Annotated in this window: 11 protein-coding genes; 2 read left to right on the forward strand and 9 right to left on the reverse strand. The window is 58.9% G+C overall.

Translation table 11 applies throughout. The features are described from left to right. Positions 1-356: 356 nt before the first annotated feature. Entirely contained in the window at positions 357-815 is a 459-nt protein-coding gene (locus AP059_RS11115) for an REP-associated tyrosine transposase (protein WP_059765239.1), read from the forward strand. Here the strand turns inward: AP059_RS11115 and AP059_RS11120 are convergent. The 6 genes from AP059_RS11120 to AP059_RS11145 all read right to left on the reverse strand — a co-directional run bounded on the left by AP059_RS11120 (position 812) and on the right by AP059_RS11145 (position 8,519). Further along, on the reverse strand, positions 812-1,636 hold the full coding sequence (locus tag AP059_RS11120) for an ABC transporter permease (RefSeq protein WP_059765241.1): 825 nt from the start codon (positions 1,634-1,636) through the stop codon (positions 812-814). The two genes, AP059_RS11115 and AP059_RS11120, sit on opposite strands and share 4 nt — an antisense overlap. 10 nt (positions 1,637-1,646) lie before the next feature. Continuing rightward, positions 1,647-2,894 (reverse strand): ABC transporter permease, encoded by a 1,248-nt coding sequence (locus tag AP059_RS11125; RefSeq protein WP_059765243.1) that lies wholly within the window; start codon positions 2,892-2,894, stop codon positions 1,647-1,649. Between the two features lie 68 nt (positions 2,895-2,962). Continuing rightward, on the reverse strand, positions 2,963-4,003 hold the full coding sequence (locus AP059_RS11130; protein ID WP_059765244.1) for an ABC transporter substrate-binding protein: 1,041 nt from the start codon (positions 4,001-4,003) through the stop codon (positions 2,963-2,965). A 34-nt stretch (positions 4,004-4,037) separates the two neighbouring features. Continuing rightward, positions 4,038-5,162, reverse strand: a complete 1,125-nt coding sequence (locus AP059_RS11135; RefSeq protein ID WP_059765246.1) for an ABC transporter ATP-binding protein — start codon at positions 5,160-5,162, stop codon at positions 4,038-4,040. Positions 5,163-5,476: 314 nt separating this feature from the next. After that, positions 5,477-6,106 (reverse strand): response regulator, encoded by a 630-nt coding sequence (locus AP059_RS11140; RefSeq protein ID WP_048364243.1) that lies wholly within the window; start codon positions 6,104-6,106, stop codon positions 5,477-5,479. A gap of 19 nt (positions 6,107-6,125) precedes the next feature. Then, on the reverse strand, positions 6,126-8,519 hold the full coding sequence (locus AP059_RS11145; protein ID WP_059765248.1) for a PAS domain-containing sensor histidine kinase: 2,394 nt from the start codon (positions 8,517-8,519) through the stop codon (positions 6,126-6,128). Positions 8,520-8,593: 74 nt separating this feature from the next. On the opposite strand from AP059_RS11145, the gene AP059_RS11150 reads away from it, so the two are divergent. Then, entirely contained in the window at positions 8,594-9,592 is a 999-nt protein-coding gene (locus AP059_RS11150) for an alpha/beta hydrolase family protein (RefSeq protein ID WP_059765250.1), read from the forward strand. A gap of 3 nt (positions 9,593-9,595) precedes the next feature. Here the strand turns inward: AP059_RS11150 and AP059_RS11155 are convergent, their stop codons facing one another. From AP059_RS11155 to AP059_RS11165, 3 genes are read right to left on the reverse strand one after another with little or no spacing between them, the layout of a single operon-like run. Next, a complete protein-coding gene (locus AP059_RS11155; protein ID WP_059765252.1) occupies positions 9,596-10,360 on the reverse strand; it encodes a TerB family tellurite resistance protein in 765 nt (254 codons plus the stop codon). Between the two features lies 1 nt (position 10,361). Beyond that, positions 10,362-11,033: an N-acetylmuramate alpha-1-phosphate uridylyltransferase MurU gene (murU, locus tag AP059_RS11160; RefSeq protein WP_059765254.1), complete on the reverse strand. Its 672-nt coding sequence runs from the start codon at positions 11,031-11,033 to the stop codon at positions 10,362-10,364. After that, the gene (locus AP059_RS11165; RefSeq protein ID WP_059765256.1) at positions 11,030-12,055 is read right to left on the reverse strand and encodes an aminoglycoside phosphotransferase family protein; all 1,026 of its coding nucleotides are present in this window, start codon (positions 12,053-12,055) and stop codon (positions 11,030-11,032) included. Before AP059_RS11165 ends, murU begins: the two co-directional genes overlap by 4 nt. Positions 12,056-12,121: the final 66 nt, after the last annotated feature.

Consider the following 12,121-nt stretch of genomic DNA (forward strand, 5'->3'; position numbering starts at 1 on the left):
GCCTTGCGGCCGCTACGCGACCGATCGCAGCCTTCGGCAGCGACTACATAGGCATACGCGACGCTGTAGTCGCTGCCGAAAATAGCGAAGGGCTGCATGACGCACCTTTTAGTGAGCTAAACACGGTGGCGCGCATGTATACCGCGCGCCCCGACGCGCACACCGCCTTGCGGCCGCTACGCGACCGATCGCAGCCTTCGGCAGCGACTACATAGGCATGCGCGACGCTGTAGTCGCTGCCGAAGGCTGCGATAAGGCCCAACAGCTTCCTGCAATATCTTGCCAATAAAGGCACAAGGCGTTGCCTGATAACCCATCTAACTTTAGAAAACATCCCTCTTCACGAAGGCAAAGGAATGCCAAAATCCTACAACAGCAAACAACTACTCAAAGGCCGCTACTCCGAACCCGGCCGCATCTATATGCTCACTACCGTCACCGACCAACGACGCCCCGTATTCAGTGACTTCCATCTGGGCCGCCTGGTGGTCAACCAACTCCGACAAGCTCACGACGAAGGCATCGTCAACTCACTCGCCTGGGTCGTAATGCCTGATCACTGCCATTGGCTCGTAGAGTTACGCACAAAGTCGCTGGGTGAGTTGATGTGCCGAATAAAGTCGCGCAGCAGCGTCGCTGTCAATCTCGCCACCCAATCCACAAACCGGCTATGGCAAAAGGGCTATCACGACCGCGCCTTGCGCCGGGAAGATGATCTCAAGGCCGCCGCCCGCTACCTTATCCAAAACCCGATCCGCGCTCAGTTGACCTCGCGGATCGGCGATTACCCCCTGTGGGACGCCTGCTGGATTTAGACCTGTGCTGTACGCAATTTCTCACTGCGCCCGCGCAACCACTCCAGCGTCAGTAGCAACACGACAGAGAACGCAATCAGCAGCGTGGCCGCTGCGGCAATGGTGGGGCTGAGGTTTTCACGGATGCCGCTGAACATCTGGCGCGGCAACGTCGCTTGCTCCGGCCCGGCCAGAAACAGCGTCACCACCACTTCATCAAACGAGGTGGCAAAGGCAAAAAGAGCACCTGAGATCACGCCCGGCGCAATCAGCGGTAAAGTCACCCGGCGAAAAGCGGTCAGCGGCGAAGCGCCCAAGCTGGCCGCCGCCCGCACCAGGTTTTGGTTGAACCCCTGCAACGTCGCCGACACGGTAATGATCACAAACGGCACGCCCAGCACCGCATGCACCACGATCAACGAGAAGTAGCTGTTACCCAGCCCCAAGGGCGCGAAAAACAGGTAGCTGGCCACACCAATAATCACCACCGGCACCACCATCGGCGAGATCACCAGCGCCATGACCAGCGCCTTGCCGGGGAAGTCACCACGGGTCAGTCCAATCGCCGCCAACGTGCCAAACACCATTGCCAATACCGTGGCCGCCGGGGCCACGATCACACTGTTTTTCAATGCGCGCATCCACTCGGCCGAGGCGAAGAAGTCCTGATACCAATGCAGCGAAAAGCCCTGCAACGGGTAAACCAGAAAACTTCCGGAGTTAAACGACAACGGAATGATCACCAGCACCGGCAAGATCAAAAACAACAGAATCAGCCCACAAAGGATGCGCAAGCTGAAGAACCACACCCGTTCAACGGGGGACATGTAAGGGCTCAGCATGGCGGCCTCCTTAATTCAGACGCAGGCGGGTGGCACCCACCAGCCAGTTGTAAATCAGGTACAGCACCACCGTCGCCAGCAGCAGCAAACCGCCCAACGCCGTGGCCATGCCCCAGTTGATGCTGGTATTGGTGTAGAACGCCACGAAATAACTGACCATTTGATCGTTAGGGCTGCCCAGCAATGCGGGGGTGATGTAGTAGCCAATTGCGATGATGAACACCAGCAGGCAACCGGCACCGACACCGGCATACGTCTGTGGGAAATAAACGCGCCAGAAGCTGGCAAATGGATGACATCCCAGTGAGATCGCAGCCCGCATATAGGTCGGCGAAATACCCTTCATCACGCTGTAAATCGGCAAGATCATGAACGGTAATAGGATGTGCACCATCGAGATGTAGACCCCGGTGCGGTTAAACACCAACTCCAACGGTTTGTCGATGACGCCCATGCTCATCAGGGCACTGTTGATCAGCCCCCCAGATTGCAGCAAGACGATCCAGGCCGCGACGCGCACCAGCACCGAGGTCCAGAACGGCAGCAGCACCAGAATCATCAACAAGTTGCTTTGGCGCGCGGGCAAGTTGGCCAGCAGGTACGCCAAGGGGTATGCCAGCACCAGACAGATGCAGGTGATGACCAATCCCATCCAAAAGGTACGGGCAAAGATGTCCAGGTAAATCGCCTGATCCGGTGTAGCCGGAGCCACTTCGCCGAGGTCATCAATACGGTGATCGACCGCTGCCAGCAGGTAAAACGGGGTCACGCTTGAACTATTGCGCTTGATCGCCTGCCAATACGCCGGGTCGCCCCAACGCTCGTCGAGGGTTTCCAGTGCGTCTTTGTAAGATGCCGGCACCGCCTTGAACGGCAGCGCTTTGGCAGTTTTCATCAACAGGCTGCGGTAGCCAGCCAACTCCATGTTCAGACGTTTGGACAAATCGCCCAATACTTGATTCTTGCGTGCCTCGGCCAAGTCCTCGCTGAGCGCCAGATACACCGGCTCAGCCGGTAAACCTTTGCCATCCCAGCCGTGCACCGCTACCACGGTGCGAGGCAAGCCTTCGACCACTTCCGGGTTGCCGACACTTTTGTACAACAGCGCAGCAATCGGCACCAAAAACACCAGCAGCAGAAAGATCACCAACGGTGCAATCAACGCCTGCGCCTTCCAGCGATTCACACGCTCGGCATGCGCCAGGCGCTTCTTCAAGCCGGGGCTGGGGACTTCGTTCAAGGGGATGGCGAGGGCCATGGCGAACTCCGCAAATCTTTAAACAAGGGCGACACGCCCTGACCGGGCGCGTCGGGTATCAGCGCGGCTTACTTGGCAGCCCACGCGTTGAAACGTTGCTCCAGTTGCTCGCCGTTATCAGCCCAGAAGCTGACGTCGATCTGCATCTGATCCTTGATGTTTTCAGGCGCAGTCGGCATGTCGGCTTGCACCTCTTTAGGCAGCAGCGGCATGGCCTCTTTATTCGCCGGGCCATACGCGATGTTTTGCGAGTACACACTCTGCTGTTGAGCTTTAAGCGTGAACTGCATGAACTTTTTCGCAGCCTCAGCTTTGGCCGGGCTCAAACCTTTCGGGATGGCCCACGCGTCGAAGTCGTAAATGCCCCCGTTCCAGACGATCTTCAGGTTGCTTTCTTTTTGCACCGCAGCGATGCGGCCGTTGTACGCCGAACTCATCACCACATCACCCGAGGCCAGGTACTGCGGCGGCTGTGCACCGGCTTCCCACCACTGGATGCTCGGTTTCAACTCGTCGAGTTTTTTGAAGGCGCGGTTCTGACCGTCCTTGCTCGCCAGCACCGTGTACACATCTTTGGGCGCAACCCCGTCTGCCATCAGTGCAAATTCCAATGTGTACTTGGCACCTTTGCGCAGCCCGCGTTTGCCGGGAAAGGTTTTGGTGTCCCAGAAATCCGCCCAACTGGTCGGCGCGGTTTTCAGCTTGTCAGCGTTGTAAGCCATGACCGTGGACCATACGAAGAAGCCTGCGCCGCATGACTGAATGGCGCCAGACACGTACTGATCGGGATTACCAAACAGTGCCGGATCCAGTTGCTCAAACATGTCTTCGTCACAACCACGGGACAGTTCGGGCGATTCAACCTCAACCAAATCCCACGAGATGCTTTTGGTGTCGACCATCGCTTTGATCTTGGCCATTTCACCGTTGTACTCACCGGCGATGATTTTGCCGTTGGTGCTGGCTTCCCAGGGCGCGTAAAACGCTTTGACCTGAGCGGCCTTGTTCGCCCCGCCAAACGAGACCACGGTCAGGTCGGTGGCCGCCAGCGCATTGGCGGCGCACAACAGGCCCATACTCAGGACCGATAATTTCAGGGATTTATGCATGGTGTTCTCCACAGGGTTGGTGAAGCCGGGGCGATTAATTCGCCTCTAAGAGAGGGTCCAGCGCACGTACGTGTTCAACCTGCCAACCGAGTGGCACCACGTCCCCGACGGCCAGCGTCGGGTCCAGTTCGGCGATCGGCTGTTTCACAAAAAAATCGTTCTTGCCGCAAACTTCCAGGCGCACCCGCACGTGGTCGCCCAGGTAGATGAACTCTTCAACTCGCCCCGAGAAACGGTTCACGCAGGACTCACTGGCGCCGTTGAGGCTGATGCGCTCCGGGCGGATCGACAGGGTCACCGGATCGCCGGTGCGCCCCACATTCACCGCCAGCGCTTGCACCTTCTCACCGCGGCTCAGTTCGACCACGCAGCGCTCGCCGTCCTGACTGTGCAGGCGGCCATTGAGGCGGTTGTTTTCACCAATGAAATTGGCGACGAAGGTGTTTTTCGGCTCTTCGTAGAGGCTTCGCGGCGGGGCAATTTGCTGGATTTCACCTTGATGGAATACCGCCACCCGATCCGACATGGTCAGCGCTTCGCCCTGGTCGTGAGTCACGTAAACCACGGTCACACCGAGGCGCTGGTGCAGATGCTTGATCTCCATCTGCATGTGCTCGCGCAACTGCTTGTCCAGCGCGCCCAACGGCTCGTCCATCAGCACCAGCTGCGGTTCGAACACCAGCGCGCGCGCCAGTGCAACCCGCTGTTGCTGGCCGCCCGAAAGTTGCGCCGGGTAACGTTGGGCAAACGCATCGAGCTGCACCATGCTCAACACACGCTTGACCCGCTCACTGATATCCGTGCGATTGAGGCCGCGCACCGACAGCGGAAAGCCCAGGTTTTCGGCCACGGTCATGTGCGGGAACAGCGCGTAGTTTTGAAACACCATGCCAATGTCGCGCTTGTGCGGCGGCACATTATTGATCGAGCGGCCCGCCAACAGGATTTCACCCGCGGTGGGCGTTTCAAAGCCTGCGAGCATCATCAGGCTGGTGGTTTTGCCCGACCCTGAAGGCCCAAGCAAGGTCAGAAACTCGCCTTTACGAATGTCCAGATTGAGGTCTTTGACGATCAGGTTTTCGCCGTCATAGCTTTTTTGCACGCCACGAAAGCTGACCAAAATGTCATTCGACCCAGCGCTTGCACCGACCTCACTCATAGCCACACCTTTTGTTTTGGACTGCTGTAGCCCAAGACTAAAGAAGGCGCCAGCCCGCAGAAATCGGGGCGCAGGAGAGATTCACATGAGGCAGTTGGAAGATTAGGGGTAGGGCGTGCCCTACACAGATGTCGCGTTTAAGACAGTGAGACGCTTATGGCCAAGCACGATGGCAAATCAATGATACAAAACTGTCGTAATCAGACACGCCCCACTCGGTAGTCGCTGCCGAAGGCTGCGATGGGCTACGGCATTTAATGATCGTTCACTCTTATCGCAGCCTGCGCCAGCGACGACCGTTGCGGTTTCGTATTTCACACCAGCTTGTGTTCCATCGCGTACTTCACCAACTCAGCCAGCGAGGTGACGTTGAGTTTTTGCATCAAGCGCGCCTTGTGCGTACTGATGGTCTTGCTGCTCAAGGCCAGTTGCTGCGCGATGTCATTCACGTTTACGCCCTGCGCCAGTCGCTCGAATACTGAAAACTCCCGCTCCGACAACGACGCATGTAACGGCCGCGAATCAGTCAGGCCCACTTCAAACACCATGCGATCCGCCAACTCCGGGTCGATGTAACGCCCCCCTGCCGCCACTTTTCGAATCGCCGTGAGCAGCAACGCCGGATCACTGTCCTTGGTCGCATACCCCGCCGCACCAAATTTCAATGCCCGCGCCGCCATCTGCGCTTCGTCGTGCATCGACAACACCAAGATCGCGGGCGGGTTGTTCAAGGCACGTATTCGCGGGATCGCTTCCAGACCGTTGACACCGGGCATCGAAATATCCAGCAGCACCACTTCGCACGGCACATGACGCAAGGTTTCCAGCAATTGCTCGCCATTGCTCGCCTCCCCCACGACCAGCAGGTCCTTGGCCAGGCCGATCAATTGCTTGATGCCTTCACGCACGATGGTGTGGTCTTCCGCTACCAGTACACGAATCACAGGTATTTCCTCATCAAGGTCATTTCGACGGCTGAACCAGCGGCACCCGCACATTCAGGGTGGTGCCTTCGCCCGGCACACTGTGCAACGACAGCGTACCCCCCAACATCAATACACGTTCGCGCATGCCCACCAGCCCGAAAGAGGTTGGCCTGCCGGTGGCGGGAACAAACCCCAGGCCATCATCGCTGATAGTCAGGCACAGCGATTGTTGTTCAATGCTTAAGGTCAACTCAACGGTTTGCGCCTGAGCATGGCGCATCACGTTGGTCAGCGCCTCCTGCAAAATCCGGAACAGACCAACTTCCTTGGCAGCACTCAGCGGTGGCAAATGTTCAGGCACCTGCACCAGACACGGAATTTGCGTACGTGCTTCAAAGCGCTGCGCCTGCCATTCGATGGCAGAACTGATGCCCGCGTCCAGAATGGGCGGGCGCAAGGCCGTGGCCACATCACGCACCAACTGAAACAGCTGAGCGATGAGCTTTTTCATACTGTTCAGGCGTTCGCGCAGCCCGGGGTCGAGGTCGGCATACGCCAGCTCACACATGGACGTTTCGAGTTTGAGCACGGTCAACATCTGCCCCAGCTCGTCGTGCACTTCGCGGGCGATACGTGCTTTTTCTTCTTCACGCACACTCTCAAGGTGCGCCGACAGTTCACGCAATTGACCACGCGAACTGTCGAGCTCCAGTTCAATGCGCTTGCTTTCGCTGATATCCCACACAATGCCGTCCCACACCACGGTGCCATCGCCCAGCCGCCGGGTGATGGCCTTGATCTCGGCCCAGCGCTGCTGACCATCGCGCGTAACAATGCGACCTTGCCACGCCCAGTCGCTGTCGCTGTCCAGCGCCAGGTCCTGCACGCGGTGGTAATCCGCCTTGTCGTCGGGATGTACCAGGCTGCGCAAACCGACTTCGCGTTTACGTAACGTCGCGGGCGAGAAGCCGGCCAAACTCTCACTGCCTTCACTGATGTAGGGGAAGTCCAACTCACCCGTAAGCAGTGAGCGCTCCAGACGAAACACCAGCCCCGGCACATTGGCCGCGATGCCTTGCAAGCGTGCATCACTCTCTTGCAGCGCGGCCTGCACGCGACGGCGTTCAGTGATGTCATTGAGGTACACGACCAAGTACTCCGCCGCCTGAAAACGCAGGAAGCTGAGGGTAATGTCCGCCGGAAACGTGCTGCCGTCGGCACGCACACATTGGCTTTCAAAGCGCTGCGCGCCGTCTTCACTGGCCCGTGCGCGCTTCCACAAACCGAGCCAGCGGTCCATCGTCAGCCCCGGCTCAAAATCACTCAAGGGTCGCTCAAGGACCGCACCCTGCGCACACCCGAGCATGTGTTCGGCGGCCTGATTGGCATAGCGCACGTGACTGTCCCAATTGACCCACAGAATGCCGACCGGGCTTTGGTCGATTGAAAACTGGGTCAAGCGCAACGCTTCGGCGCTCGCGACACGCAGCGCGATGTCTTCGCGAGCACTGAGCAGCGCCCGTTCCAGCGCGGTTTGCTGACGCCGCTGCCAGTACACAATCGCCATGCACGCCAACAACACTGCACCGATCAACAGGCTCAGGTTTTGCCAAAAGCCGGGCGAAGGGCCCAGGTGGGGGTATTTGGGCTGCAACCAGCGGGCATGCAGTTGCTCCATGTCGCGTGCAGGTATCGCATGCAGCCCGCGTTCGACGATCCCGGCCAGCTGCGGCCAATCGCGTCGGGTCGCCACGCGTAACAATTGCGGCAAACCGATATCGCCCACCACCGCTAACCCGGCGAACTCCGGCTCAACCGACAAGCGACTGAGTTGCGCTTCATCAATCACGGCATAGGTCGCTTGCTGGCTGAGCAACAATTGCAACGCCTGACGCTCCAGCGGCACGCCTTGCAAATTGAGTCCTGGGTAGCTGCTGCGTAAAAACTCCGCCGTCGCACTGGGCATGCGCACCGCCACGCGAGTCTGGCTGTCGAGCCGCTCCAGATCGACCGCTCCGTTGCCGTTGCGCTCGCCTACCACCAACTGCGGCACCCGCATATACGGGTCGGAAAACAGCCACAGGCGCAACCCTGCCGGTGTTTGGGTCAGGCCCGGCACCAGATCAATCTCCCCGGCGCGGGCCGCTGCTTCAAGGTGCGCCAGATCCGGATAATTGCGCCAGCGCAACTCAACGTTCAACGCCTGCGCCAGCCACTTCATCAGCTCCACATTGGCCCCGGAGAGCTGTTGCAAACGCTGATCAAATTTGGCGTAGGGCGCTTGCAGCACCAGGCCGACCCGCAACTCCGGGTGCTGCGCCAGCCATTGTTGTTGCTCAACGCTCAACTGCGCCGCAGGCACGGGCGCTGCATGGCTCATCAAGGGCAGCCAGAACCAGCCGATAACCAACAGATAGCAAAAACGTGTCATCTGAACGCTCACACCCTGACAAATACTGATCAACCCTTTAGGCTGCCGGGATTACTTCTGGCCTGGAAAAACTGATGTCTTCTTACCGTCTGGCGCTGCCAGCCCTGTGCCTGTCGTTACTACTGCCCTTGGCATTACCGGTCTACGCTGCTGAGCCGCAGCCCGCTGCCGAGCCTGCACAACCTCAACCTGTTGAGCGTCAGCCCTTGCTCGAACGCAGCCAGGAAGACGCGACTGCGCTTGAACGACAGCTCCCGCAGCACGAACAGCAACAGCTGCAAGCGGGTGACGACACCTTCCTTGCGCTGTGGAAACCCGCTAACAGCAACGACCCCAGCGGTGCAGTGATTATCGTGCCCGGTGCAGGCGAAACCGCTGACTGGCCGCTGGCTATCAGCCCGCTGCGCAACAAACTGCCGGACGCCAACTGGGCCAGCCTGAGCCTGAGCTTGCCAGACCTGCAAAGCGAAGCCAGTCAGGCGCGCACCGTCGAACCCGAGAAATTACCTACGCCACAAGCGCCAGACAGTAGCAGCAAAGACGCCAGCACCACAGCCAAACCTATCGAACAGGCAGCCAGCGTCGGCACTGAAAACCCGGCGCCGGACGTCACGCCCCTCGCCACGCGTGAAGAGATGAACACCGCCGATGCCGAGCGCATCTTCGCCCGTATCGAGGCAAGCATTGCCTTCGCACAGCAGCAGAATGTGCGCAGCATCGTATTGTTGGGGCACGGCACGGGGGCGTATTGGGCAGCACGCTATGTGGCCGAAAAACAACCCGCAAATGTGTCAAAACTGGTGATGGTGGCCGCGCAGACACCGGCTCAGGCCCAGGCGGACTTGAGCCAAATGACCCCGACGCTCAAAGTCGCCTTGCTGGACGTCTTCTATAAAGACAACGCTTTGGCGCGCAAAGCGGCCCTGCAACGGCTGCAAGCCAGCAAGCGGGTGAATGGCGGAGAGTTTAAACAGGTGGCGTTAGCGGCTATTCCAGGCAACCGCGAAGCCGAGCAAGAACAGTTATTTCGCCGAATTCGCGGCTGGCTCAGCCCGCAGCCTGTGGATAAGTAACGCTCAAAACCCGCGACGCTGGCGGATCAACGTGTAAGCGTGATGCAGCTCGCGGGTCGTCTCGGTCGCCTCAAGCACTTGAGAGGGGCTTGCACCCGAGCCTGCCACCTTGTCCGGGTGATGACGGCTGAGCAAACGTCGATAGGCGCGCTTGATCTGCGCCGGATCACTCTGGTCGGTGACGCCCAACAGCGTGAGCGACTCTTGATACGTGCCGCCACGCGTTGCCAGCGGTCTTTTTGGGGCCTCGTAATCAGCGCCCAACGCTTGAATCTGTTGCGGGGTCCAGCCCAGCCAACGCCCCCAGCGCACAATCAACTCACGCTCCCGGGTGTCGACCCGGCCATCGGCAATGATCATCCGCCAGCACGCGCGCAAAACACCTTCTGCAGCATGGGGCTGTGACTTGAGGCGCCGCAAATAACCGCGCAATGACTCATTGCCGGACTTGCCACGATTGAAGGCGCCAATCGCCCGTTTCTGCGCAGGCGCGCTCATGTCGAGCAAACGCATCTCTTGGCGCGCCTGCTCAATGTGTTTATCCACCACTCGCCCACCGCTTTTGGCCAGACGACCGAGCAACACAAACAGCAGTTCGTCATTGCGCAGCACTGCACGTCCGCCCAGGCGTTCGCGCAGATGCGCCCAGCTGTGCAGTTGCAGACGCCGGTCCAGCGCCTGCCCCAGCAATGCACCGAGCATGGCCCCCGGAATACTGGCTATCAAAAAGCCACCTCCGGCTCCGATCAGAGTCCCTGGCCACAGCATATTAGTGAGCGCCCTTGATCAAGGTCTCAACCTCAGCCAAACGCTCATGCGTACCTACATCTACCCAATGCCCTAGCAAACGCTCTCCTGATACACGGCCGGCGGCCATGGCTGTACGTAATAACGGCGCCAACTTGAACGCGCCGCCCGTGCAGCCGCTGAACAACTGGGGGCTGAGTACGGCGATGCCGCTGTAGGTCAGCGTGGGCGCGTTCGGTTGTGCATCTTTGATCTGCGAGTCCATCAGGCAAAAATCACCTGTGGGGTGGTGCGCCGGGTTATCCACCAGCACCAAATGCGCAAGCCCGGCAAGCGGCTGGCGCAGGGCGCTAAAGTCATAGTCGGTCCAGATATCACCGTTCACCACCACAAACGGGTTATCGCCCAACAACGGCAATGCTTTAAAAATCCCGCCGCCGGTTTCCAAGGGTTCGCCTTCAGCGGAGTACTGAATGCTGACCCCCAACTGTGAACCATCACCCAAGTGATCTTCTATCTGCTGACCGAGCCAGGCGTGATTGATCACGATCTCGGTAAAACCTGCGGCGGCCAGCGCACGCAGGTGGTACTCGATCAGAGGCACACCGCCCGCACAAATCAGCGGTTTTGGCGTGTGCAGGGTCAAGGGGCGTAAACGCTCGCCTTTGCCCGCAGCCAGAATCATCGCCTTCATAGGGGCGCCTCGGCCGGCTGACGCAGGCTTACAAACAGCTCACCCAATTGCGCCAGTTCAGGACGGCGCGCCAGTACCGCTTCTATATAAGAGAAGAAGCGCGGCACATCCGCCAGGTAACGCGGCTTGCCGTCGCGGTGGCAAATACGCGCGAAGATACCGATCACCTTCAAATGGCGTTGCACGCCCATCAGGTCGCTGGCACGCAAAAAGTCCTGCAAGACCGGCTGCACGGGAATCGCCAAATGACGCGCGCTCTCCCAATAGTTGCTCAGCCACTGCAATACCCGCTCCTCTGGCCAACTGAGGAATGCATCCTTGAACAAGCAGGTGATGTCATAGGTCACCGGGCCATATACCGCGTCCTGGAAATCCAGCACGCCGGGGTTGGGGATGCTCAACATCAGATTGCGCGGCATAAAGTCGCGGTGCACCAGCACTTTGGGCTGTGCCAGGGCGCTGTCGATCAACAGATCGCTGACCTGCTGCCACAGCGCCTGCTGTTGCTCATCCAGCTCAATGCCCAAGTGACGGCGCACGTACCATTCAGGGAACAACTCCAGCTCGCGGCGCAGCAAGGCCACGTCATAGCTGGGCAGTGGCTCGGTCATTGGCAACTGCTGAAAGGCCAGCAGCGCTTCAATGGCGTCGTCGAACAGCTCATCGGCGTTATCTTCATTAATAACGTCAAGAAAGGTTTTATTGCCCAGGTCATTGAGCAAAAGAAACCCACGTTCGAGGTCCTGAGCAAAAATTTTCGGCACATTTATTTCGCTTGTGCGCAGTAATTCGGCGATATCGACGAAAGGTTTGCAGTTTTCCTGGGGGGGCGGAGCGTCCATGACGATAAAACTGCGACCCTCGGCCTCCCAGCGAAAATACCGCCGAAAGCTCGCATCGCTGCTGGCCGCAGTCAACGTGGCCGGGGGGACGAGGCCCCAGCCTTGATTTAAAAACAGGGCAGATAATTGCTCATCGAGCCAAACTTTCAGGTGTTGCAGGCGTACATCTTGGTCAGGCATTGCGTGGGTCTCCGACGGCCCTAGCCGTCAAGCGGGTCATGCTTTATTATCCAGCATCTTTTCCAG

The sequence above is a fragment of the Pseudomonas sp. TAA207 genome (assembly GCF_001529285.1).
GTDB classification, from domain to species: domain Bacteria; phylum Pseudomonadota; class Gammaproteobacteria; order Pseudomonadales; family Pseudomonadaceae; genus Aquipseudomonas; species Aquipseudomonas weihenstephanensis.

Excerpts from the sequence above, each read along its gene's own strand:
- AP059_RS11115 (WP_059765239.1), top strand. The coding sequence starts at position 357 with ATGCCAAAATCCTACAACAGCAAACAACTACTCAAAGGCCGCTACTCC.
- AP059_RS11120 (WP_059765241.1), bottom strand. The coding sequence starts at position 1,636 with ATGCTGAGCCCTTACATGTCCCCCGTTGAACGGGTGTGGTTCTTCAGC.
- AP059_RS11125 (WP_059765243.1), bottom strand. The coding sequence starts at position 2,894 with ATGGCCCTCGCCATCCCCTTGAACGAAGTCCCCAGCCCCGGCTTGAAG.
- AP059_RS11130 (WP_059765244.1), bottom strand. The coding sequence starts at position 4,003 with ATGCATAAATCCCTGAAATTATCGGTCCTGAGTATGGGCCTGTTGTGC.
- AP059_RS11135 (WP_059765246.1), bottom strand. The coding sequence starts at position 5,162 with ATGAGTGAGGTCGGTGCAAGCGCTGGGTCGAATGACATTTTGGTCAGC.
- AP059_RS11145 (WP_059765248.1), bottom strand. The coding sequence starts at position 8,519 with ATGACACGTTTTTGCTATCTGTTGGTTATCGGCTGGTTCTGGCTGCCC.
- AP059_RS11150 (WP_059765250.1), top strand. The coding sequence starts at position 8,594 with ATGTCTTCTTACCGTCTGGCGCTGCCAGCCCTGTGCCTGTCGTTACTA.
- AP059_RS11155 (WP_059765252.1), bottom strand. The coding sequence starts at position 10,360 with ATGCTGTGGCCAGGGACTCTGATCGGAGCCGGAGGTGGCTTTTTGATA.
- murU (WP_059765254.1), bottom strand. The coding sequence starts at position 11,033 with ATGAAGGCGATGATTCTGGCTGCGGGCAAAGGCGAGCGTTTACGCCCC.
- AP059_RS11165 (WP_059765256.1), bottom strand. The coding sequence starts at position 12,055 with ATGCCTGACCAAGATGTACGCCTGCAACACCTGAAAGTTTGGCTCGAT.